Origin of the sequence: Streptomyces sp. NPDC058796 (assembly GCF_042745235.1) — a bacterium.
In the GTDB taxonomy this organism is placed as follows: domain Bacteria; phylum Actinomycetota; class Actinomycetes; order Streptomycetales; family Streptomycetaceae; genus Streptomyces.
Map to the genome: position 1 here is coordinate 1,026,630 of NZ_JBHYOP010000001.1, position 21,660 is coordinate 1,048,289.

Here is a 21,660-nt window from a genome sequence, read left to right on the forward strand (position 1 = left end):
GTGGTGCGTCGTCTTTTCCTTCAACCCGGTACGGCGCGTCTCGTCGGGGTGCTTCCCAAGGTAGCAAAAGCCGGAGAAAGGGGCCGGTGACCTCGGTCACCAGCCCCTTCCCGCGGGAGTCCTACAGATACAGCCCGGTGGAGTCCTCCGACCCCTCGAACCGGTCCGCGGCCACGGCGTGCAGATCGCGCTCGCGCATCAGCACGTAGCCCACACCGCGGACCTCGACCTCGGCCCGGTCCTCCGGGTCGTACAGCACCCGGTCGCCCGGCTCCACGGTCCGCACGTTCTGCCCCACCGCGACGACCTCGGCCCAGGCCAGCCGCTTGCCGACGGCGGCCGTGGCGGGGATCAGGATGCCGCCCCCGGAACGCCGCTCGCCCTCACCGGTGTCCTGCCGCACGAGTACACGGTCGTGCAGCATCCGGATCGGCAGCTTGTCGTCCTGCGGGTGCTCGTTTCTCTTGGCGCTCACGCCCAGAAACCTACCTGTCCCCGTTCAACGCCTGCGCCGCCGGGTACCGCCCAGGGCGAGCAGCCCGACGACCCCGACCACGACGAGCGCCACGGGCACGACCCGCTCCATCCGAGGCGCGCCCTCCTCGTCCACGAACTGCGACTTCACATCGCTGACCACACGATTGACCTGGACGTACGCACGTCCCAGGGTGTGATCGACGCTCGAAGCGACCTTCGCCTTCGCATCGTCCACGATCGTCTTGGGGTGAACCCGCATCCCGATCTCGTCGAGCGTCTCGGCCAGCACCTCGCGGCGGCGCTTGATGTCCGCCTCGATCTGCGCCGGGGTTCTGATGTCCGACGTGTCCGCCACCGTACGCCTCCGAAGTCATCTGACACTGTCCCGGACAGTCTGTCAGCTACTCACCGCTCCGCACTGTCAGGACCCCCCGTTACGCTGGATCGATGAGCGAGCGACTCCAGCCCGGGGACCCGGCCCCCGCCTTCACCCTCCCGGACGCCGACGGCAACGAGGTGTCCCTGTCGGACCACAAGGGCCGCAAGGTCATCGTCTACTTCTACCCTGCCGCGCTTACCCCCGGCTGCACGAAGCAGGCGTGCGACTTCACGGACAACCTGGAGCTGCTGGCCGGCGCCGGGTACGACGTCATCGGCATCTCCCCCGACAAGCCGGAGAAGCTGGCCAGGTTCCGCGACACCGAGTCCCTGAAGGTCACCCTCCTCGCCGACCCGGACAAGAAGGTCCTGGACGCGTACGGCGCCTTCGGCGAGAAGAAGAACTACGGCAGGACCTACATGGGCGTCATCCGCTCCACGATCGTGGTGGACGAGGAGGGCAAGGTCGAACGGGCGCTGTACAACGTCCGGGCGACGGGCCACGTGGCCAAGATCATCAAGGACTTGGGGATCTGACGGCGCCGCCCGGCCAGTAGCATGGCCGGGCAGCATCGCCGGGCGGCCGTGGTGGAATTGGCAGTCACGCTGGGTTTAGGTCCCAGTGGGGTAACTCCCGTGAGGGTTCGAGTCCCTCCGGCCGCACCAGTACTTCTCCGGCCGCTCAGCCGAGCAGCTCCCGCACCACCGGCACCAGCGCCCGGAACGCCTTTCCCCGGTGGCTGATCGCGTTCTTCTCCTCCGCCGTCAGTTCCGCGCACGTCCGCGTCTCGCCCTCCGGCTGGAGGATCGGGTCGTAGCCGAAGCCGCCCGTGCCGGCCGGGGCGTGGCGGAGTGTGCCCCGGAGCCGGCCCTCGACGACCCGCTCCGTGCCGTCGGGCAGGGCGAGGGCCGCCGCGCAGGCGAAGTGGGCGGCTCGGTGTTCGTCGGCGATGTCGGCGATCTGGGCGAGGAGGAGGTCGAGGTTGGCCTTGTCGTCCCCGTGGCGGCCGGCCCAGCGGGCGGAGAAGATGCCCGGCGCGCCGTTCATGACGTCGACGCAGAGGCCGGAGTCGTCGGCGACGGCGGGCAGGCCGGTGGCCTGCGCGAGGGCGTGGGCCTTGAGGAGGGCGTTCTCGGCGAAGGTGACGCCGGTTTCCTTGACGTCGGGGATCTCCGGGTAGGCGTCCGCGCCGACGAGGTCGTGGGGCAGACCGGCGTCGGCGAGGATGGCCCTGAGTTCGGTGATCTTTCCGGCGTTGCGGGTGGCGAGGATCAGGCGGGTCATGGGGTCCAGTATTCCGGACCCCATGAGTCCGTCCCGCTCAGCCGTCCCTACGGCGTGCAGACCTTGGTCAGTTCGCCGGCCGCGTCGGTGACCGGGCTGAGGTCGGGGGTGTTGTCGCCGTTCTCGACGGAGGTGCGGACGTTGTCGACGGCCTTGCCGAGGTCTTCGACGGCCTTGCTGACGTCCGCGTTGTCGGTCTGGTCGCCGATCTTGTCGAGGTTCTTGTCTATGGAGTTGAGGGATTCCTCGAGCTGCGTCGGGTCGTTGGACGCGTTCTCCACGGCTTGCTGGAGGGCGGTGACGCTGTCGGCGATGGCGTCGGCGGTCTGGACGCAGTCGAGTGCCTTGTCGACGGCGTCGCACCCGGTGGTGAGGCCGGCCGTCAGGGCGAAGGCCGCCACGGCTGCGGCGGTGACGGTGGTGCGGCGAAGGCGGCGGTGGCGGCTCGCGGCCATGGGTCTCGGTCCTCCCCTTGGGACAGGGCCGGGCGGCCCGTGTGCGGTCGGTGCGGCGGCGGGCGCACAACCGGCTTCGGCTGTACGCCCGTAGAACTGCTGTGCTGCCGCTCGTACTGCTAGTGACGCTGTGGCGGGCGGTCGAGTTGCGTGTCCCGGCCGCCTTTCTTGGCGTGCCCTTGGTGCGCTCTTTACTTTTCCAGGACGGTATCAAGCGCCTTGCGCTGGAGTTCGGCCAGTTCCGTGCAGCCGGCGGCGGCGAGGTCGAGGAGGGTGTTGAGCTCGTCGCGGTCGAAGGGCTCGGCCTCGGCGGTGCCCTGGACCTCGACGAAGCGGCCGTCCCCGGTGCAGACGACGTTCATGTCGGTGTCGGCGCGGACGTCCTCCTCGTAGCGGAGGTCGAGGAGGGGGGTGCCGTCGACGATGCCGACGGAGACGGCGGAGACGGTGCCGGTCAGCGGCTTGCGGCTGGGCTTGATCAGCTTCTTGGTGTGCTGGGCCCAGCTGATGGCGTCGGCGAGGGCGACGTAGGCGCCGGTGATGGCGGCGGTGCGGGTGCCGCCGTCGGCCTGGAGGACGTCGCAGTCCAGGACGATGGTGTTCTCACCGAGCGCCTTGTAGTCGATGACGGCGCGCAGGGAGCGGCCGATGAGGCGGCTGATCTCGTGGGTGCGGCCGCCGATGCGGCCCTTGACGGATTCGCGGTCGCCGCGGGTGTTGGTGGCGCGGGGGAGCATGGCGTATTCGGCGGTGACCCAGCCTTCGCCGCTGCCCTTGCGCCAGCGGGGGACGCCTTCGGTGACGGAGGCGTTGCAGAGGACTTTGGTGTCGCCGAAGGAGACGAGGACGGAGCCTTCGGCGTGCTTGCTCCAGCCGCGTTCGATGGTGACGGGGCGGAGCTGCTGGGGGGTGCGGCCGTCGATGCGTGACATGCGGGTGAGCCTAGCGGGGCATGGGAAGGGGCCCTTCCCGCGGTGTGCGGCGGGAGGGCCCCGGGGGGCGCTTTTCGGCGCCCGGGTGGGCGCCGGCGCGCCCTGATGCGCGCGGGACGCTTACATCATGTCTTCGATTTCCGCGGCGATCGGGTCGGCGTCGGTGCCGATGACGACCTGGATGGCGGTGCCCATCTTGACGACGCCGTGGGCGCCGGCGGCCTTCAGGGCGGCTTCGTTGACCAGGTCGGGGTCGTTGACCTCGGTGCGAAGGCGGGTGATGCAGCCTTCGACCTCCTCGATGTTGTCCAAGCCGCCGAGGCCGGCGACGATCTTCTCAGCCTTGCTGGCCATGTTCTTCTCCCTGATCCGAGCCGCTTTGTGGCAGTAACCCACAGTTGGCCCATCTTCGCGAGCCATCGGTGGGGCTTGTGCCGAATGATGGCGTCACGGCGGCGGAGCCGTCCGTCAACTGGTCTACACCAGTGTACCGGCGACCGGATGGAGACCGGATGAGTGCCGACAGCGCGGTCAGCCCCGCCCGTGCCCGCTGGAACAAGGCGTTCCAGGGTCTGCAGAAGATGGGCCGCAGTCTGCAGTTGCCCATCGCGGTCCTGCCCGCGGCGGGCATTCTCAATCGTCTGGGGCAGCCGGACGTCTTCGGTGACGACGGCCTGGGGTGGACGAACGTCTCGAAGGTGATGACCGGCGCGGGCGGTGCGCTGCTGGACGGCTCGCTGGGGCTGCCGCTGCTGTTCTGCGTGGGCGTGGCCATCGGGATGGCGAAGAAGGCGGACGGCTCGACGGCGCTGGCGGCGGTGGCGGGGTTCCTCGTCTACTGGAACGTGCTGCGGCAGTTCCCGGAGGACTGCCCGGAGGGTTCGGAGGCGGTTCCGCAGGTCGGCTGTCAGCTGACGGACGGTTCGGGGACGGTGACGGCGTTCACGTACCAGAATCCGGGGGTGTTCGGCGGCATCGTGATGGGGCTGCTGGCGGCGTACTTCTGGCAGCGGTTCCACCGTACGAAGCTGGTGGACTGGCTCGGGTTCTTCAACGGGCGCCGGCTGGTGCCGATCATCATGGCGTTCGTGGCCATCGCGTTCGCGGCGCTGTGCCTGTGGGTGTGGCCGCCGATCGGTGACGCGCTGGAGAGTTTCAGCGACTGGCTGACGGGGCTGGGCGCGTGGGGTGCGGGTGTGTTCGGTCTGGCGAACCGGGCGCTGCTGGTGATCGGTCTGCATCAGTTCCTCAACGTGCCGATGTGGTTCCAGTTCGGTTCGTACACGAAGCCGGACGGCACGGTGGTGCACGGTGACATCAACATGTTCCTGGCGGGCGACCCGAACGCGGGGCAGTTCACCACCGGCTTCTTCCCGATCATGATGTTCGCGCTGCCGGCCGCGGCGCTGGCGATCACGCACTGCGCGAAGCCGCACCGCCGCAAGGAGGTGGGCGGTCTGATGCTGTCGGTGGCGCTGACATCGTTCGTGACGGGGATCACGGAGCCCCTGGAGTACTCGTTCCTCTTCATCGCTCCGGTGCTGTACGCGGTGCACGCGGTGCTGACGGGTGTGTCGATGGCGGTGACGTGGGGGCTGGGCGTGAAGGACGGGTTCAGTTTCTCGGCGGGGCTGATCGACTACGTCATCAACTGGAACCTGGCGACGAAGCCGTGGCTGATCATTCCGATCGGTCTGTGCTTCGCGGTCGTGTACTACGTGATCTTCCGGTTCGCGATCACGAAGTTCGATCTGAAGACGCCGGGGCGGGAACCGGAGGACGAGGTGGAGGACGTCACGAAGGTGTAGACCTCACACACCCCTCGCGTACCCTTTGGGGGTGGTCTTGCGAAGGCCCCCGGACCCTTGGTCCGGGGGCCTTCGGCACGCCTTCGCGACGCCTTCGCGAGGTCCGGCCAGGGGGTCCCGGCCGGGTACTGCGCGTAGCGCTCCGGTAGCGGAATCACGGGTTCCTTACGCCGCCTTCATCGTGCTACAACAGGTCTACACCACTGAGTGGTGTAGACCACCACCCGATGGAGGAAGTATGAGCACCGCCACCGACAAGGCGGCCCCCGCAAAGAAGCGGGGATCTGGTCTTTTCCAGGGTCTGCAGAAGGTCGGCCGGAGCCTGCAGCTCCCGATCGCCGTGCTGCCGGCGGCGGGCATCATGGTCCGGCTCGGCCAGGACGACATCTTCGGCCAGGACGGCCTGGGCTGGGACAAGGTCGCCGCCGTCTTCAACAACGCGGGCGGTGCCCTCACCGGCTCGCTGCCGATCCTGTTCTGCATAGGCGTGGCCATCGGCTTCGCCAAGAAGGCGGACGGTTCGACCGCGCTGGCCGCGGTGGTCGGCTTCCTGGTCTACAGCAAGGTCCTGGAGGCCTTCCCCGTCACCGAGGCGGTGGTCAAGAACGGCGAGGACGTCGCGGCCACGTACAACGACCCGGGGGTGCTCGGCGGCATCATCATGGGTCTGCTCGCCGCCGTGCTGTGGCAGCGGTACCACCGCAAGAAGCTGGTGGACTGGCTCGGCTTCTTCAACGGCCGCCGTCTGGTGCCGATCATCATGGCCTTCGTCGGCATCGTGGTCGGTGTCTTCTTCGGTCTGGTCTGGGAGCCCATCGGTGAGGGCATCTCGGACTTCGGCGAGTGGATGACCGGCCTCGGCGCCGGTGGCGCGGCCCTGTTCGGCGGTGTGAACCGCGCGCTGATCCCGGTCGGCATGCACCAGTTCGTGAACACCGTGGCCTGGTTCCAGCTCGGTGACTTCACCAACGCCGCCGGTGAGGTCGTGCACGGTGACATCACCCGCTTCCTGGCCGGCGACCCCGACGCCGGCATCTTCCAGTCCGGCTTCTTCCCGATCATGATGTTCGGTCTGCCGGCCGCCGCCATCGCCATCGCGCACTGCGCCCGTCCGGAGCGCCGCAAGGCCGTGATGGGCATGATGGTCTCGCTGGCCGCGACCTCGTTCGTGACGGGTGTGACCGAGCCGATCGAGTTCTCCTTCATGTTCATCGCGCCGGTCCTCTACGTCCTGCACGCGGTGCTCACCGCGATCTCGATGGCGGTCACGTGGGGCCTGGGTGTGCACGCCGGCTTCAACTTCTCGGCCGGTTTCATCGACTACGCGCTGAACTGGCACCTGGCCACCAAGCCATGGCTGATCATCCCGATCGGTCTGGTCTTCGCGGTGATCTACTACGTGACGTTCCGCTTCGCGATCGTCAAGTTCAACCTGAAGACCCCGGGCCGCGAGCCCGAGGAGGAGATCGAGGACCTCACGAAGGCGTGAGCCTCCCCCGCACGGCATGGCGAAGGCCCCCGAACCGCTCTTCCGGTTCGGGGGCCTTCGCCGTAGCGGACTCAGATCTCGTACGTCGCCCCCGCCGCCGCCACCTCCACCGGCCCGTCGAAGGCCTCGCGCGCGTCGGCGAGGTTGACCCGGGGGTCGGTCCACGGCGGGATGTGGGTGAGGACCAGGCGCCGCGCGGCGGCGCGGGTCGCCGTCTGGCCCGCCTCGCGGCCGTTGAGATGCAGGTCCGGGATGCTCTCCTTGCCGTGCGTGAAGGCGGCCTCGCACAGGAAGAGGTCGGTGTCGCGGGCGAGTTCGTCCAGTGCGGCGGTGACGCCCGTGTCCCCGGAGTAGGTCAGTGACCGGCCGCCGTGTTCGACGCGGATGCCGTAGGCCTCCACGGGGTGGGCGACGCGGTCGGTGTGCACGGCGAACGGGCCGATCTCGAAGGTGCCCGGCTTGACCGTGTGGAAGTCGAAGACCTCGCTCATGGAGGAGGCCGAGGGGGTGTCGGCGTAGGCGGTGGTGAGCCGGTGCTCGGTGCCCTCGGGGCCGTAGACCGGGAGGGGGGCGCAGCGGCCGCCGTCGTGCCGGTAGTAGCGCGCCACGAAGTAGGCGCACATGTCGATGCAGTGGTCGGCGTGCAGGTGGCTGAGGAAGATCGCGTCGAGGTCGTAGAGACCGCAGTGGCGCTGCAGCTCGCCCAGGGCGCCGTTACCCATGTCGAGGAGCAGCCGGAAGCCGTCGGCCTCGACGAGGTAGCTCGAGCAGGCCGATTCCGCGGACGGGAACGACCCCGAGCAGCCGACGACGGTGAGCTTCATGAAGCAGAAACCTCCGCTGGCGCGTGTGGAGAGACGGGGGTCGTGCGGTTTGTCGAGCGTAAGGCGCAAAACCTTTGGTCGCTCCTCCGCCAGGGGCCGTTGTGGGCGAACTCACCTGTGCTGTCACCGGTTCGGCTGGACCAGGGGCGCGCGGGGCCGGGGAGGGGGCGCGCGGGCGTGGTGTGCGCCGGTACCGTCGTTGGTATGGACACGTCCTGGTGGCTCGCGTTCGCGGCGGTGGTACTGCTCGCCTTCGTCGCCGTGATCGTCGACGGGTGGGGGCGGGGGCGACGGCCGCCGCGTCCGGGCGGCAGCCGGCGTCCGCCGGGGCGGGCCACGGGGCCGAGGGGGCGGGCGGCGCGGCCGCGGCCCGCGGAGATCTGGTGGGCGGACGTGCCGTACGAGGACACGGAGGGCGCGAAGGACCGGCCGTGCCTGGTGATCTCGGTGCGCGGGCGGCGCGCGCTGGTCGCGAAGATCACCAGCCGGTACCGGGAGGAGCGGGCCGGGGTGATCACGCTGCCGCCGGGCTCCGTGGGGGACGCGCGGGGGCGGACGAGCTACCTGGAGACGGACGAGCTGCGCCGGGTGCCGGTGCGGGACTTCCGGCGCAGGGTGGGCGAGGTGGACCCGGCCCTGTGGGACCAGGTCCGTCACCTCGCCCGGTGAGCGGCGCTCAGGGGGTGTCGTTCGGATCGGGCCCGACTCCGGGTCACAGCGCCTTGCGGCCGGCCGGAGCGGGGTCCGGTGCGTGCGGCTGCGAGGCGGAGGAGGGCGACAGGGAGGAGCCCTGGCAACCGACGACAACGCCGCAGACGGGCGTGCCGGACCCCGCGCCCCGGCCCGATCCGAACGACGCCCCCTAGGCCCAGAGCTGGCCCTGGAGGGTGTCGATGGCCTCTTCGGTGGTGGACGCGGTGTAGACGCCGGTGGAGAGGTACTTCCAGCCGCCGTCGGCGACGACGAACACGATGTCGGCGCTCTCGCCGGCCTTCACCGCCTTCTTCCCGACGCCGATCGCGGCGTGCAGGGCGGCGCCGGTGGAGACGCCCGCGAAGATGCCCTCCTGCTGGAGGAGCTCCCGGGTGCGGGTGACGGCGTCCGCCGAGCCGACGGAGAAGCGGGTGGTGAGGACGGAGGCGTCGTACAGCTCGGGCACGAAGCCCTCGTCGAGGTTGCGCAGGCCGTAGACCAGGTCGTCGTAGCGCGGTTCGGCGGCGACGATCTTCACGCCGGGCTTGTGCTCGCGCAGGTACCTGCCGACGCCCATCAGGGTGCCGGTGGTGCCGAGGCCGGCGACGAAGTGGGTGATGGACGGGAGGTCGGCGAGGATCTCCGGGCCGGTGCCGGCGTAGTGGGCGCCGGCGTTGTCCGGGTTGCCGTACTGGTAGAGCATGACCCAGTCCGGGTGCTCGGCGGAGAGTTCCTTGGCGACCCGTACGGCGGTGTTGGAGCCGCCCGCGGCCGGGGAGGAGATGATCTCCGCGCCCCACATGGCGAGCAGGTCGCGGCGCTCCTGGGAGGTGTTCTCGGGCATCACGCAGACGATGCGGTAGCCCTTGAGCTTGGCGGCCATGGCCAGCGAGATGCCGGTGTTGCCGCTCGTCGGCTCCAGGATGGTGCAGCCCGGGGAGAGGCGGCCGTCCTTCTCGGCCTGTTCGATCATGTGGAGCGCGGGGCGGTCCTTGATCGAGCCGGTGGGGTTGCGGTCCTCCAGCTTGGCCCAGATGCGGACGTCGTCGGACGGCGACAGCCGCGGCAGGCGCACCAGAGGGGTGTTGCCCACCGCGGCCAGCGGGGAGTCGTACCGCATCCCGATCAGGCCATACCGCCGGCGACGGCCGGCAGGATCGTGATGCTGTCGCCGTCGGACAGCTTGGTGTCGATGCCGTCGAGGAAGCGGACGTCCTCGTCGTTCAGGTAGACGTTGACGAAGCGGCGCAACTGCTCCCCGTTCGCCTTGTCGATGAGTCGGTCCTGAATGCCCGTGTGCCGGGTCTCGAGGTCGGCGAAGAGCTGGGCGAGGGTGTCCCCGTTGCCCTCCACCGCCTTCTGGCCGTCGGTGTACTGGCGGAGGATGGTCGGGATGCGGACCTCGATGGCCATGGCTGAGGGCTCCTGTCGGAAGGTGTCGTGGGTTCGGTGAGGCGCGCGGCGGCACGCGGCAGCCCGCCGCGGCCGACGGCCGTACGGCGGCAGCGGAAGATCAACAGATGGCGCTGTTCAGCCTGCACAGGTCGACGTGCAGCCGCGCCACGAGCAGCGTGCCCGGCGCCTTTTCGCTCACGTCGAGAAGAACCATGGGCTCATCGTATCGATTCCCGGACCCGCTTCCGGAGTGTGATCTCACCTGCTGGACGCCTCTCATCCGCGATGCGATACGAAGGGAGCTTCAGTAGGCGTCCACGACCTTGACCTCCTCCTCCGTCACCTCTCCGTCCAGGATGCGGAACGAGCGGAACTGGAATTCTCCGGCGTCGTCGGTGTCGGCGGTGGAGACCAGGACGTAGTGGGCGCCGGGTTCGTTGGCGTAGGTGATGTCGGTGCGCGAGGGGTAGGCCTCGGTGGCGGTGTGGGAGTGGTAGATGACCACGGGCTCCTCGTCGCGGTCGTCCATCTCCCGGTAGAGCTTGAGCAGGTCCTGCGAGTCGAACTCGTAGAACGTCGGCGAGCGGGCGGCGTTGAGCATCGGGATGAACCGCTCGGGGCGGCCCTCGCCCACGGGACCGGCCACCACGCCGCACGCCTCGTCGGGGTGGTCCTCGCGCGCGTGGGCGACGATCTGGTCGTACAGGGCCTGGGTGATGGTCAGCATGCGGCCCAGGATAAGCAGAAGGGCCACCCCGTACCGGTGGGTGGTACGGGGCGGCCCACATGCTGGACGTCCTGAGCGGCGGCCGGTGAGGACGCCACGAGCGTCCCCGGTGACCGGACGTCCCGGGTGCGCGAGAACGCGCAGGTCAGAAGGTCAGACGATCTTCTCGAGCTTCTCCGGGTCCGGCTCGCCGCGGCGCTCGGCGACCTCGGGGTTGCGGCTCTTGAGCACGGCCCAGCCGATGCCGAGGGCGGCAGCCCAGCCGGCCATCACGTACAGGCAGACGCGGGCGTCGGCGTCGTAGGCGATCAGGCAGGTGACGAAGAGGAGGAAGGCGATGGCGATGTACGAGCACACCGAGCCGCCCGGAGCCGGGAAGGAGGAGGCGGGCAGGCGGCCCGCGACGACCTTGCGCCGGTACATGACGTGGCTGATGAGGATCATCAGCCACGTCCAGATGCCGGCGGCGGTGGCGACGGAGGTGACGTAGCCGAACGCCTTCTCCGGGACGGTGTAGTTGAGGACCACGCCGATGCCCATGAAGATCACGGAGACGCCGATGCCGATGGCCGGGGTCTTGGTGGACGACAGCCGCCTGAAGACGCCGGGGGCCTCGCCGTTGTCCGCGAGGGTGCGCAGCATGCGGCCGGTGGAGTACATGCCGGAGTTGCAGGAGGACAGGGCCGCGGTGAGCACGACGAAGTTGACGATGCCGGCGCCGGCCGGGATGCCGATGACCGCGAAGGCCTCCACGAAGGGGCTGACGCCCTCGGCGAACTCGGTCCACTTGACCACCGCCAGGATGACGGTGAGGGCGCCGACGTAGAAGAGGGCGATGCGCCAGGGCAGGGTGTTGATCGCCTTGGGGAGGGTCTTCTCCGGGTTCTCCGACTCGCCGGCGGTGACGCCGACCAGCTCGACGGCGAGGTAGGCGAACATGACGCCCTGGAGGGTCATCAGGGACGAGCCGATGCCCTTGGGGAAGAAGCCGTCGAACTCCCACAGGTTGGAGACGGCGGCGGTGTCGCCGGCCTGGCTGAAGCCCAGGGTGAGGACGCCGATGCCGATCACGATCATGCCGATGATGGCGGTGACCTTGACCATCGAGAACCAGAACTCGATCTCGCCGAACAGCTTGACCGAGATCAGGTTGGCGACGAAGAGCAGGACGAGGAAGACGAGGGCGGAGACCCATTGCGGGATCTCCGGGAACCAGTAGTGGATGTAGATGGCGGCGGCGGTGAGCTCCGCCATGCCGGTGACCACCCACATCAGCCAGTACGTCCAGCCGGTGAAGTACCCGAAGAAGGGGCCGAGGAATTCCCGCGAGTACTCGGCGAAGGAACCGGAGACGGGGCGGTAGAGGAGCAGCTCGCCGAGGGCCCGCATGATGAAGAAGATGATCACGCCCGCGAGGGCGTACATGAGGATGATGCTGGGCCCGGCCTTGGCGATGTTGGCCCCGGCGCCCAGGAAGAGGCCGACGCCGATGGCGCCGCCGATCGCGATCATCTGGACCTGACGGCTGTTGAGTCCGCGCTCGTAGCCCTCTTCAGGTGCTTTCTCCGTGTCGACCTGCGCAGAGGTCATGTGTGGTGCGCCTTTCTCCATGCCGACCCGGGCCTGTCGTCGGCCGCGGATCGGGTCTCGATCCCCCCGGATGATGGAGCTGAGCGGGCTCACGTCCCGCTCTCTGCCTGGCCGGCGGTCCGCCGGCTCGGTGGCGCACCCGGCCGAACATTCGGGTGGTGTTCGCCGGGCGGTCGTGAAGATTTACCACGGCCGCGATGTCGATCACAGGGGCGCAGTGTGACGCGTCACACAGGTATAACGGGACAAAAGGCACCCGAGACGGGCGAAGAGGGATGACTCCTTGACGAGATCATTACCCGGATTTGAGCGTCCGCTGAGCGGACACCAGGCCTGACATTCAGGGCATGAGGGTCGATACCAACGACTCCTGCAGCCCGCCGAGCCACAGGTACGCCATCACCATCGGCTTGCGCGGGTCCTCGTCGGGGAGCCGGTAGAGCAGGTCCGCGTCGTCCTCGTCGGCGATCTCCAGCCGGGAGCCGATCGCCAGCCGCAGGTCGTTCAGTACGCGCAGCCACTGCTGGGACTCCTCGGGCGACAGCTTCAGCACCGCGCCGTCCTCGCCCGCCGACGCCGAGGAGAGGGCGTCCAGGGTGCGGACCACCGCGAGGGCGTTGTCGCGCTTGCCGGCCCGCAGGTCGTTCTCGGTGTAGCGGCGGAACTCGGCGGAGTACGCCCGCTGCTCCTCGGCCTCCGCGGCCTGCGGGGCGGAGGCGGGGTCGCCGTAGGCGTCCGGGAACAGGCGCCGCAGCACGGGGTCGGAGGGCGGCTCGCTCGGACCCTCGGCGAAGAGCTCGGCGAGCGGGTCGTCGGAGGCGTCCTCGGCGGGGCCGGGGCCGATCAGCTCCAGGAGCTGCACGGCCAGGGACCGGATGATGGAGATCTCGACGTCGTCGAGGGCGACGGCCGCGCCGCCGCCGGGGAGCGGTTCGAACTGTCCTGGCATGGAGGTGATTCAGCTACTTCCGTCCTGCGGGCGGGCGTGGATCATTTCCGGTCACTTCCGGTCCTGCTGGAGGGTGGCCCACAGACCGTAGCCGTGCATGGCCTGGACGTCCCGCTCCATCTCCTCGCGCGAGCCGCTGGACACCACCGCCCGGCCCTTGTGGTGGACGTCCATCATGAGCTTGGTCGCCTTGTCCTTCGAATAGCCGAAGTAGGACTGGAAGACGTACGTCACGTAGCTCATGAGGTTGACGGGGTCGTTGTGCACGATCGTCACCCAGGGCACGTCGGGCTCGGGTACGGCGAAGACCTCCTCCGCCGACTCGGTCTTCTCGATCTCCATGGGTGCGGCTGCCGTCACATGGCCCATGCTGCCACCACAGGGGGGCACCCGCACAAACGGGCCTGTGGCGGGCGCCACGGGACCACAAATCGTCAGACTGACGAAATGGGGGTAGCATTCTCGGCATGAACACAGCGGACCTAGGGCTGCCGGTGGACGTCCCCTCGACGGCGCTCTTCACGGACCAGTACGAGCTGACGATGCTGCGGGCCGCCCTGAAGGCGGGCACGGCCGGGCGGCGGAGCGTGTTCGAGGTCTTCACGCGGCGCCTGCCGAACGGGCGGCGCTACGGCGTCGTGGCGGGCACCGGGCGGGTGCTGGACGCGGTCGAGAACTTCCGCTTCGACGCCGGCGTCCTGCGCTTCCTGCGCGAGCGGGACATCGTCGACGAGGAGACCCTGGACTGGCTCGCCCGGTACCGCTTCAGCGGCGACATCTGGGGCTACCCCGAGGGCGAGGTGTACTTCCCTGGCTCGCCGATCATGCGGGTCGAGGGGACCTTCGGCGAGTGCGTGCTGCTGGAGACGGTGATCCTCTCCATCCTCAACCACGACTCGGCGATCGCCGCGGCCGCCTCCCGGATGGCCTCGGCCGCCGGGGACCGCCCGCTGATCGAGATGGGCGCCCGCCGCACCCACGAGCTGGCCGCGGTCGCCGCCGCCCGCTCCGCCTACGTCGGCGGCTTCGCGACCACCTCCGACCTGGCCGCCGGTTTCCGCTACAACATCCCCACGGTCGGCACCTCCGCCCACGCCTTCACCCTGCTCCACGACAACGAGCGCGACGCCTTCCGGGCCCAGGTGGACGCCCTGGGCCGGGACACGACCCTTCTCGTGGACACCTACGACGTCGCCGAGGCCGTCCGCACGGCCGTGGAGGTCGCCGGGCCCGAGCTGGGCGCCGTGCGCATCGACTCCGGCGACCTGCTGCTGGTCGCCCACCGGGTGCGCCAGCAGCTCGACGAGCTGGGCGCCACGGAGACGAAGATCGTCGTGACCTCGGACCTGGACGAGTACGCCATCGCCTCGCTCGCCGCGGCGCCCGTGGACGCGTACGGCGTCGGCACCCAGCTGGTGACCGGCTCCGGGCACCCGACGGCCTCCATGGTCTACAAGCTGGTCGCCCGAGCCGAGTCCGGTGACGACGGGGCGCCGCTGGTGCCGGTGGCGAAGAAGTCCAGCGGCGGCAAGACCTCGGTCGGCGGCCGCAAGTGGGCCGCCCGGCGGCTGGACTCCTACGGGTACGCCGAGGCCGAGGTGGTCGGCACCGGGCCGGTGCCCGACGACCTCGCCGACCGGCAGCTCCTCGTCGAGCTGGTCAAGGGCGGGGAGGTGGTCGCCCGCGAGCCGCTGGACGCCGCCCGGGACCGGCACGCGGCCGCCCGGGCCAACCTCCCGCTGTCCGCGACGCAGCTCTCCCGAGGGGAACCCGTCATTCCGACGGAGTACGCGCACGAGGGCTCGGGTAGCTAAAGCTGGTGCGGTCCGACCGGCGCCGCACCACCCGCCGATCCCGTCCTCACCCCGCGACCTCCGTCCCTCCTACCCCACAGCCGACCCAGCCGAAGGACACCGACCATGCGCCGCGCCCTGATCGTCGTAGACGTGCAGAACGACTTCTGCGAGGGAGGCAGCCTTGCGGTGACCGGCGGTGCCGACGTGGCCGCCGCCATCACCGAGCTGATCGGGCAGGCGCCCGCCGGCTACCGCCACGTCGTGGCCACCCGCGACCACCACATCGCGCCCGGCGGCCACTTCGCCGACAACCCGGACTACGTCCACTCCTGGCCCGCGCACTGCGTGGCCGGCACGGAGGGGGTCGGCTTCCACCCGAACTTCGCCCCCGCCGTCGCCTCCGGGGCGATAGACGCCGTCTTCGACAAGGGCGCGTACTCGGCGGCCTACAGCGGCTTCGAGGGCGCCGACGAGAACGGCACGACGCTCGCCGACTGGCTGCGGGCCCGCGAGGTCGACGAGGTCGACGTGGTCGGCATCGCCACCGACCACTGCGTACGGGCCACCGCCCTGGACGCGGCCCGCGAGGGCTTCCGTACACAGGTGCTGCTCGACCTGACCGCCGGAGTGGCCCCCGAGACCACCGAGCGGGCGATGGAGGAGCTGCGGGAGGCGGGTGTGGAGCTGTCCGGGAAGCCGGTCGTCCAGTAGCGCCCGCCGCCGTCAGGCCGGGCTGCGGCTACGGCTGCGGCGCAGGGCGTCTGAGGAGCGCCCGGATCGGGTGCCACAGCTCCTGGACGAGCTCCGGGCCGCCCGGGACGCCGGCCGCCGGGGCGGTGCGCCATATCAGGCCGTCGGGGTGGTGCAGGACCGCGGTGATCTCGTCCGGGGTCGGCGGGGCGGCGTTGCCCCGCAGGTAGACCGCCCGCAGCCCCAGGTTGCGCAGCCTGGTCAGGGCGCGCGCCCGGTTCTGGGCGTGGACGAGAAAGCGCAGGCTGCCCTCGGGCGTGGCGGGGCTGGGCAGGTTGAGTGCCACCACCACCGTGCCGTTCGGCAGCTTGCTGAAGCCTCCCTGGGCCATGCGGTCATACCCCCGTGTCAGCCGGTGCCGGTCCGCTTCCCGGACCAGGTGTCAATAAGAGAACCACAGGACGCACCTAAACACGGATCGGCGGCGACCCGCCAGGGGGTCGCCGCCGATCATGCTCTGACCTGGGCAGATGCTATTTACCTGCCCGCAGGACCGACCTCGAGCTCGATCGTCGAGCCGTTCCTGGCCTCCTTGAGGATCTTGATCTTCGTGTTGGTGTCAGTGATCTTGACGCCGCCGGTCGGGTTCGACTCGTCGTAGTAGTCGTTCTTGCGGTCGTTGAAGACCGAGACGCCCTTCGAGCCCGGGAAGTACTTCGCGACGTCCGCCTTGTGCAGCGTCATGCCGTCCGTGCGGTAGCGGCTGAACGGCGAGTCGTAGGCCTGGACGCGGTTGCGCAGCAGGGTGCCGTCCTTCCACTTCATCGCGGTCGGGTGCGAGTCGACCGGCAGGACCAGGCCGGTGCCCGGGTGCTGGCTGGTGTTGTTGTCCGCCTGGGAGGTGTCCCACTTCCAGATCAGCAGGCCGTTCTGGTACGCGTAGTGCTCCACCCAGTCCGGGCGGTCCGTGAAGCCGAAGTTGTACGGGCCGGTCTTCAGCGTCTTGTCGTACGACACGTACTGCCGGTTCTCGGCGATGTAGTACTGCGCGTAGTCCTCGGTGAAGGACGCGCCCTTGCGGGTGAAGCCGTCGGCCGTCCAGGCGGCGTCGGCGGTCTCGGCGTTGTCGGTGAAGAGGGCCTCGCCGTCCGCGGTCACCTTGATCGAGTCGGCCGTGAAGCCCTTCTGGGCCACGCCGCCGTCGGTCTGGTAGCGGAAGCGGAGGTCGATCTTCTGGCCGGCGTAGGCGTCGAGGGAGAACGCGAACTTCGAGTAGGCGTCCAGCGTGCCGTGCAGGGCCGGCTTGTCGGCGGCGTCGCGCGGGATCGGCTGGCCGTCCACCGTGCCGTCGATGGCGGTCCAGTTGGCGCCGCCGTCGGTGGAGACCTCGGTGTAGAGGTAGTCGTAGTTGGCCTCGATGTCGTACCAGCCGTCGTAGGTCAGCTCGGCCTTCGACTTGCCGGTCAGGTCGACCGAACGGCTCAGCGTGTTGCTGAGGTTGTCACCGCTGCCGCTCCACCACTGGGTCTCGCCCTCGGCGGGCGGGACGATCTCGGTGGTGACCGCCTTCTCCGGCAGTTCGACGACCAGGGCCTGCTTGTGCTTGGTGTTGTACTCGGCGACGCCCAGCTTGTGCCAGGAGTTGACTCCCGCCTTGGCGGTGTCGTAGTTGAGCCAGCCGAGCTGGAGCTTGTCCCAGGCGGTCATGTCGCCGGGCAGGTCGCCGATCTCGTTGCGACCGGTGCCGAGCCAGGAGCCGGACGACATCAGCGTCCAGAAGCCGGTGGAGTTCTCGCCGCCGGCGGTGTCGTAGTGGTCCGGCAGGCCGAGGTCGTGGCCGTACTCGTGGGCGAAGACGCCGAGTCCGCCGTTCTCGGGCTGGACGGTGTAGTCGCCGACCCAGATGCCGGTGGAGCCGATCTGCGCGCCGCCGAGCCTGTTCTGCTCGGGGCCGGTGGCGCCGGCGTCGGTGCCGAAGGCGTACCAGCGGTGGGCCCAGATCGCGTCGGTGCCCTGGGCGCCGCCACCGGCGGACTCGTCCTCGCCGGCGTGCACGATCTGGAAGTGGTCGATGTAGCCGTCGGGCTCGTTGAAGTCGCCGTCGCCGTCGAAGTCGTAGCGGTCCCACTCGTCGAAGCGGGCGACGTCGGCCTTGATCTGGGCGTCGGTGCGGCCGGCCGCCTTCTGCTGCTCGACCCAGGCGTTCAGGCCGTCGCTGACGACGTTCCACACGCTCGGGCAGTTGGTGTCGCCGCAGGCGTTGTTGCCGTAGCGGGCCTCGTTGTAGGGGACCTTGACCCAGTCGGAGACCTCGCCCTCGACCGAGTAGCGGCCGGAGGACTGCTTCTCGTAGTACGTCTTGACCGAGTCGACGCCCTTGCCGGAGCCGAAGTACAGGTCCTGGAAGTGCTGCTGGTCGTAGTCCTCCTTCCAGGCCGTCGAGTTGTCGGTCTTCCGGTCGGGCTTGGCTATCTGGTTGTGCAGCGGGCCCGGGTCGCCGCCGTAGCGGCTGTCGATCTCGTCGCCGAACTCGACCAGGATGGTGAAGATCTTGTCGGTCTTCTCCCGGCCCAGCTCGACGTACTTGGCGTCGCCCTTCTTGCTCTTGAGCTGGACGACGTTGGAGCCGTCCTTCTTCTTCACCGAGGCCTCGCCGGAGATGACCTGCTTGAGGGCCTCCTCGCGCTGGGCCGCCTGAGTGTCGCTCATGGGGCCCTTGAGGTCATGGGAGTCCATGCCCTTGGCGGGGTGCGGATCGTGCCGGTCCACGGCCTCCGGCTTGGCGGGCGAGTCCGCCTGCGCGACGCCCGCCGCGGAGAGCGTGGCGGTGGCGGCGGCGAGTGCGACGGTGGTCGCCGCCGTTCTGAACGTCCAGGATCTTCTGGTCACTTGAGTTCCTCCCCCGCGTCCACGCGCGCGGATGGAGGGGACAAGGACAGAGCAGAGTCCGCGCACACGTGATCAACGCGTGTATTCAAGTGACGACATTTGACTAGAGGTTCCCCGGAAAAGACAGACCTTGACTTGAGCAGAACAATTGCACTATGCGGAGCCGCCGTTCGCTTTGCGGACGCGGTGCGGGACGGGCGGGACGTCCGGCGGGCGCGCGGCACCGTCCGCTTCCGGCGCACCATGAATCCGTGCGCCCCCCGTGCATCGGCCCCGCCGGTAAGGGCGGGCTTACCACTGTTTCCCCCCGGGCACACAGCGGGTTAGAGTCGCTTGGCGGAACGCCCGGAAGCCGGCGGAAAGCCGGGCCGACAGCCGGTCTCACCCCCAGATTGTCTTCCGAGGACACGATGGCCATGCCCCGTCCGACTGCCGCACAGTTCGCCTACGGTACGTGCACCGTGATCTTCTCGACGCTCGCCATGCTCCTGCTGTCGCAGACGAGTTCGGGTCCCGGAGTCGCCGTCATCGCCGTCGCGGCCCTCGCCCTCGGGCTGCTGGTCGCCATGACGGTCCCCCAGCCGAGGACGACGCGCACGATGACCGTCGTACCGGCCTCCGGCCGCCCCGCGGTCCGGGAGCCCGTACGGGCGGCCCGGGTCTCCGCGGGAGCGGGTGAAGCGGCCCGCGACCGCGCCGCCTGACGCCGCAGCCTCCCGTGTGGTCGCCCCGTCCGTCAACGGGTGCTGACCACCACGGTCTTGGCCGCCTTGTCGTGCAGGCCCTGCTTGTAGGGCCGGTCGAAGAAGCTCCAGCCGCCCGCGATGATCGTCCAGACGCAGGCGCAGCAGAAGGCGAACGGGATCCACAGCACCAGCGCCCGGATCAGGGACGTCTGCACCGTGGGAGTGGCGCCGTTGTCCAGGTTGGCCACACGCAGACCGAGCCACTTCTTGCCCAGGGTCTGGCCCGTCTTCGCGGTCATGTAGGTGTCGTAGGCGATGTAGAGCACGGCGGCGATCAGTGACTGCCCGAACGACTTGCCGACCGAGATGTCCTCGCCGTCCACCTGGTACTCCTGGACGTTGAACGCCCAGCTGAGCAGCCACACCACGATGCCCACGAGGATCATGTCGATGATCCGCGCGAGGACCCGTTTGCCGCTGTCGGCGAGCGGGGGCATGCCGGCGAGCGGGTCCGTGGGGTAGGAGCCGCCCCCGTAGGGGTCACCGCCACCGGGGGGCGGGGCGCCGTAGGGACCGCCGCCACTGGGGGGCGGGGCGCCGTAGGGACCGCCGCCGCCCGGGGGTGGGGGCGCGCTGCCGCCGTACGGCGGGGGCTGGCCGGTGCCGCCGTGCGGGGGCGGACTGTCGTACGGCGAGCCCGTGCCGCCCGCTCCGTCGGACGGGGGGCGCTTCCTGAACGGGTCGTCTTCCGGCGGCTGCCCGCCGGGGCCGGGGGGCGGTTCGCTGCTCATGTCCCGAGTCGAACCCGGGGTCTCTTTCCTCGCATCCGGCGAGCGGCCGTCCGGAGTACGGACCGTTCCGGGGCGGCGCCATCGGGGGCGGGGGTGCGGGGGCTTCGGCGCCCCCGACCACGAAGCCCCCCGCCAAGTCAGCCCGCGACGAACGTGTTCGCCGCCTTGTCGTGCCAGCACTGGTGCCAAGGCCGGTCGAACAGGCACCACACGACACCGACCAGGCCGACGGCCAGGAGGCCGGGGACGCTGTAGACCAGCCAGCGGCGCAGGGCCGCACCGAGGGACGGGGGCTCGTGGGCCTCGATGTCCCGTACCTCCAGGCCGAGCAGTTTCTTGCCCAGGGTGCGGCCCCACTTGGCCGTGGGCAGCGCCTCGTAGAGGCCGCCGAAGACCAGCAGGACGGCCAGCACGATGCCCAGGTACGTGGAGGTCGTGCCGTCGAGCAGCCAGACCGTGACCGTCTCGCCGGAGAGCCTGGCCTCGTCGATCTTGCCGTTGACGTGGTCGACCGCCTTGGTCCCGAGCGGTACGGCGGCCACGGCGGTGACGGCGCCCAGGACGACGGTGTCGATCAGCCGGGCGGCCAGCCGCTTGCCGAGCCCGGCGGGACGGGCGGCCGCCTGGCGCCGGGCGGCGGCCTGGAAGACGTCCTCCACCGGCGGCTTCCACGGCGCGACGGGCTGTTCGCCCTCGCCGGCGCCCGCGAGCCGGTGCACCTGCTGCGCCCAGGAGGTCTGACCGCCGCCGGGACCGGCCGCGACCGGGGCGGAGGCGGCGGGCTGCGGTTGTGAGGCGGCCGGCTGCTGGGGTGCGGGGGCGGGCTGGTGGGGTGAGGGCGCTGCCTGGTGCGGGACGGCCGGCCCGGCGGTCCGCCGGGGGCCGGAGGGGGCCGTCGGCGCGGCGCCACGGGCCGCGGCGGCCTTGCCGGCGGCGAAGCCCGGACCGCCCGTGGTGCTTCCGCGCGGGGAGACCGCGCGGAAGGTCATCGTGCCCTCGTCGTCGGCGGCGCCGCCCGAGGTTTCGTCACCGCGGGCCCCGGGCCCCGCCGACGGGCGCCGGAAGACGAAGGTGTTGCCCGACTCGGCCTCCGCCTCACCGCGGTCGGAGGCCTGCCCGTCCCGAGCGGCGCCGGCCACGTCGGGCCCCGTACCCGAACCCGTGCCCGCGGCGGGACCGGCACCGGAGCCCGCCCCGGGGCGGCCGGCGCCGGCGTCCGGCACCGCTTCCCCGGCCGGTCCCGCGCCCTGGGCGTGCGCGAGCCTCGGGTCCGTGGCCTGGGCCGGGCCCGGCCAGGCGACGGACGAGCCCTGTGCGCCCGCCGCACCGGAGCGGTCGGCGGCCCAGGACGCGGCCGGCTCCGGGCGGCTGCCGTGCTGGGACGCGGCGGCGGGCGGCGGCTCCTCGACCGGGTCCTCGTCGAAGAAGTGCGGGCCGGTCTCCTCCACGGAGGGCCGTGCGCCGGGCGGCGGCGCGAGCGGCTCGCCGTCCTTGGGGGCGGGCCGGCTGGTGCCCGGCACCCAGGAGGCGCCGTTCCAGTACCGGACATATCCAGGAATGGACGGGTCCGGGTAATACCCTTCGCGGGGCCTGTCGTCGCCGGGGGCCGGGGTTGGGGCGCTCATGTCCGTCGTCCCGTATCTGCTCGGGGGTTGGTTCGGGGGCTCAACATCTATCAGACGGGCGCAATCCGCACCGCCGGTCCCGCCGGACCCACCCCTTTCCGGGCAACCTCGTGCATGGACCTTCACACCCGGGACAGAGGGGAGGGAAAAAGTTCCGCCAACCCGCGTAACGCTCACGGCC

General features: G+C 70.2%; 25 protein-coding genes, 1 tRNA gene and 1 riboswitch. Of the genes, 8 read left to right on the plus strand and 18 right to left on the minus strand.

Annotation, left to right across the window (positions count from 1 at the left end):
• Positions 1 to 2: 2 nt before the first annotated feature.
• A riboswitch (guanidine-III (ykkC-III) riboswitch) is annotated at positions 3 to 70 on the minus strand.
• A 51-nt stretch (positions 71 to 121) separates the two neighbouring features.
• Both ACFW47_RS04595 and ACFW47_RS04600 read right to left on the minus strand, forming a co-directional pair.
• Positions 122 to 424, minus strand: a complete 303-nt coding sequence (locus ACFW47_RS04595) for a co-chaperone GroES (protein WP_167307483.1) — start codon at positions 422 to 424, stop codon at positions 122 to 124.
• Positions 425 to 499: 75 nt separating this feature from the next.
• Complete coding sequence (locus ACFW47_RS04600; protein ID WP_386286082.1) at positions 500 to 832, minus strand: DUF3618 domain-containing protein; 333 nt, start codon at positions 830 to 832, stop codon at positions 500 to 502.
• A 92-nt stretch (positions 833 to 924) separates the two neighbouring features.
• Here ACFW47_RS04600 and bcp point away from each other — a divergent pair, with 92 nt between their 5' ends.
• Both bcp and ACFW47_RS04610 read left to right on the plus strand, forming a co-directional pair.
• Positions 925 to 1,392 (plus strand): thioredoxin-dependent thiol peroxidase, encoded by a 468-nt coding sequence (gene bcp / locus ACFW47_RS04605; RefSeq protein WP_386304759.1) that lies wholly within the window; start codon positions 925 to 927, stop codon positions 1,390 to 1,392.
• A gap of 42 nt (positions 1,393 to 1,434) precedes the next feature.
• Positions 1,435 to 1,521, plus strand: a tRNA-Leu gene (locus ACFW47_RS04610).
• Positions 1,522 to 1,537: 16 nt separating this feature from the next.
• On the opposite strand, the gene rdgB is transcribed toward ACFW47_RS04610, so the two are convergent.
• The 4 genes from rdgB to ACFW47_RS04630 all read right to left on the minus strand — a co-directional run bounded on the left by rdgB (position 1,538) and on the right by ACFW47_RS04630 (position 3,947).
• Complete coding sequence (gene rdgB, locus ACFW47_RS04615) at positions 1,538 to 2,140, minus strand: RdgB/HAM1 family non-canonical purine NTP pyrophosphatase (RefSeq protein ID WP_386286084.1); 603 nt, start codon at positions 2,138 to 2,140, stop codon at positions 1,538 to 1,540.
• A 47-nt stretch (positions 2,141 to 2,187) separates the two neighbouring features.
• Positions 2,188 to 2,595, minus strand: a complete 408-nt coding sequence (locus ACFW47_RS04620) for a hypothetical protein (protein ID WP_386286085.1) — start codon at positions 2,593 to 2,595, stop codon at positions 2,188 to 2,190.
• Positions 2,596 to 2,786: 191 nt separating this feature from the next.
• On the minus strand, positions 2,787 to 3,527 hold the full coding sequence (gene rph, locus ACFW47_RS04625; protein ID WP_386286086.1) for a ribonuclease PH: 741 nt from the start codon (positions 3,525 to 3,527) through the stop codon (positions 2,787 to 2,789).
• Between the two features lie 120 nt (positions 3,528 to 3,647).
• Complete coding sequence (locus ACFW47_RS04630) at positions 3,648 to 3,947, minus strand: glucose PTS transporter subunit EIIB (RefSeq protein ID WP_386286087.1); 300 nt, start codon at positions 3,945 to 3,947, stop codon at positions 3,648 to 3,650.
• 92 nt (positions 3,948 to 4,039) lie between these two features.
• On the opposite strand from ACFW47_RS04630, the gene ACFW47_RS04635 reads away from it, so the two are divergent.
• Together ACFW47_RS04635 and ACFW47_RS04640 are read left to right on the plus strand one after the other, a co-directional pair.
• On the plus strand, positions 4,040 to 5,335 hold the full coding sequence (locus ACFW47_RS04635; RefSeq protein ID WP_386304761.1) for a PTS transporter subunit EIIC: 1,296 nt from the start codon (positions 4,040 to 4,042) through the stop codon (positions 5,333 to 5,335).
• A gap of 238 nt (positions 5,336 to 5,573) precedes the next feature.
• Positions 5,574 to 6,824 (plus strand): PTS transporter subunit EIIC, encoded by a 1,251-nt coding sequence (locus tag ACFW47_RS04640; protein WP_386304763.1) that lies wholly within the window; start codon positions 5,574 to 5,576, stop codon positions 6,822 to 6,824.
• 71 nt (positions 6,825 to 6,895) lie between these two features.
• On the opposite strand, the gene ACFW47_RS04645 is transcribed toward ACFW47_RS04640, so the two are convergent.
• Positions 6,896 to 7,648, minus strand: a complete 753-nt coding sequence (locus tag ACFW47_RS04645; RefSeq protein ID WP_386286089.1) for an MBL fold metallo-hydrolase — start codon at positions 7,646 to 7,648, stop codon at positions 6,896 to 6,898.
• Positions 7,649 to 7,852: 204 nt separating this feature from the next.
• Here ACFW47_RS04645 and ACFW47_RS04650 point away from each other — a divergent pair, with 204 nt between their 5' ends.
• Positions 7,853 to 8,317 (plus strand): type II toxin-antitoxin system PemK/MazF family toxin, encoded by a 465-nt coding sequence (locus ACFW47_RS04650; RefSeq protein ID WP_386304765.1) that lies wholly within the window; start codon positions 7,853 to 7,855, stop codon positions 8,315 to 8,317.
• A gap of 193 nt (positions 8,318 to 8,510) precedes the next feature.
• Here the strand turns inward: ACFW47_RS04650 and ACFW47_RS04655 are convergent, their stop codons facing one another.
• The 7 genes from ACFW47_RS04655 to clpS all read right to left on the minus strand — a co-directional run bounded on the left by ACFW47_RS04655 (position 8,511) and on the right by clpS (position 13,371).
• Positions 8,511 to 9,461, minus strand: coding sequence for a PLP-dependent cysteine synthase family protein (locus ACFW47_RS04655; RefSeq protein ID WP_386286091.1), 951 nt, complete (start codon positions 9,459 to 9,461; stop codon positions 8,511 to 8,513).
• A gap of 5 nt (positions 9,462 to 9,466) precedes the next feature.
• Positions 9,467 to 9,754: a MoaD/ThiS family protein gene (locus ACFW47_RS04660; protein ID WP_386286092.1), complete on the minus strand. Its 288-nt coding sequence runs from the start codon at positions 9,752 to 9,754 to the stop codon at positions 9,467 to 9,469.
• Positions 9,755 to 9,854: 100 nt separating this feature from the next.
• Entirely contained in the window at positions 9,855 to 9,950 is a 96-nt protein-coding gene (locus tag ACFW47_RS04665) for a putative leader peptide (RefSeq protein ID WP_310873142.1), read from the minus strand.
• 90 nt (positions 9,951 to 10,040) lie between these two features.
• Positions 10,041 to 10,463: a Mov34/MPN/PAD-1 family protein gene (locus ACFW47_RS04670; protein ID WP_382712845.1), complete on the minus strand. Its 423-nt coding sequence runs from the start codon at positions 10,461 to 10,463 to the stop codon at positions 10,041 to 10,043.
• Between the two features lie 153 nt (positions 10,464 to 10,616).
• Positions 10,617 to 12,053 (minus strand): amino acid permease, encoded by a 1,437-nt coding sequence (locus ACFW47_RS04675; protein WP_386304766.1) that lies wholly within the window; start codon positions 12,051 to 12,053, stop codon positions 10,617 to 10,619.
• 340 nt (positions 12,054 to 12,393) lie between these two features.
• Entirely contained in the window at positions 12,394 to 13,002 is a 609-nt protein-coding gene (locus ACFW47_RS04680) for a DUF2017 domain-containing protein (RefSeq protein ID WP_386304768.1), read from the minus strand.
• Positions 13,003 to 13,053: 51 nt separating this feature from the next.
• Positions 13,054 to 13,371, minus strand: a complete 318-nt coding sequence (gene clpS / locus ACFW47_RS04685; RefSeq protein ID WP_073723603.1) for an ATP-dependent Clp protease adapter ClpS — start codon at positions 13,369 to 13,371, stop codon at positions 13,054 to 13,056.
• A gap of 98 nt (positions 13,372 to 13,469) precedes the next feature.
• Between clpS and ACFW47_RS04690 the strand changes: the two genes are divergently transcribed.
• Together ACFW47_RS04690 and ACFW47_RS04695 are read left to right on the plus strand one after the other, a co-directional pair.
• Positions 13,470 to 14,816 carry a nicotinate phosphoribosyltransferase gene (locus ACFW47_RS04690; RefSeq protein WP_386304770.1) on the plus strand — a complete coding sequence of 449 codons (1,347 nt, stop codon included), beginning with the start codon at positions 13,470 to 13,472 and terminating at the stop codon, positions 14,814 to 14,816.
• A 105-nt stretch (positions 14,817 to 14,921) separates the two neighbouring features.
• Positions 14,922 to 15,509 (plus strand): nicotinamidase, encoded by a 588-nt coding sequence (locus ACFW47_RS04695; RefSeq protein ID WP_382712856.1) that lies wholly within the window; start codon positions 14,922 to 14,924, stop codon positions 15,507 to 15,509.
• A gap of 28 nt (positions 15,510 to 15,537) precedes the next feature.
• Here ACFW47_RS04695 and ACFW47_RS04700 read toward each other — a convergent pair whose 3' ends face one another.
• Both ACFW47_RS04700 and ACFW47_RS04705 read right to left on the minus strand, forming a co-directional pair.
• Positions 15,538 to 15,879 (minus strand): hypothetical protein, encoded by a 342-nt coding sequence (locus tag ACFW47_RS04700; protein WP_386304771.1) that lies wholly within the window; start codon positions 15,877 to 15,879, stop codon positions 15,538 to 15,540.
• 146 nt (positions 15,880 to 16,025) lie between these two features.
• Positions 16,026 to 18,377 carry an immune inhibitor A domain-containing protein gene (locus ACFW47_RS04705; protein ID WP_386304773.1) on the minus strand — a complete coding sequence of 784 codons (2,352 nt, stop codon included), beginning with the start codon at positions 18,375 to 18,377 and terminating at the stop codon, positions 16,026 to 16,028.
• Between the two features lie 416 nt (positions 18,378 to 18,793).
• On the opposite strand from ACFW47_RS04705, the gene ACFW47_RS04710 reads away from it, so the two are divergent.
• Entirely contained in the window at positions 18,794 to 19,081 is a 288-nt protein-coding gene (locus tag ACFW47_RS04710) for a hypothetical protein (RefSeq protein ID WP_386286098.1), read from the plus strand.
• A gap of 32 nt (positions 19,082 to 19,113) precedes the next feature.
• Here the strand turns inward: ACFW47_RS04710 and ACFW47_RS04715 are convergent, their stop codons facing one another.
• Both ACFW47_RS04715 and ACFW47_RS04720 read right to left on the minus strand, forming a co-directional pair.
• Positions 19,114 to 19,854 (minus strand): RDD family protein, encoded by a 741-nt coding sequence (locus tag ACFW47_RS04715; protein WP_386304775.1) that lies wholly within the window; start codon positions 19,852 to 19,854, stop codon positions 19,114 to 19,116.
• A 137-nt stretch (positions 19,855 to 19,991) separates the two neighbouring features.
• Entirely contained in the window at positions 19,992 to 21,479 is a 1,488-nt protein-coding gene (locus tag ACFW47_RS04720; protein ID WP_386286100.1) for an RDD family protein, read from the minus strand.
• Positions 21,480 to 21,660 lie beyond the last annotated feature (181 nt).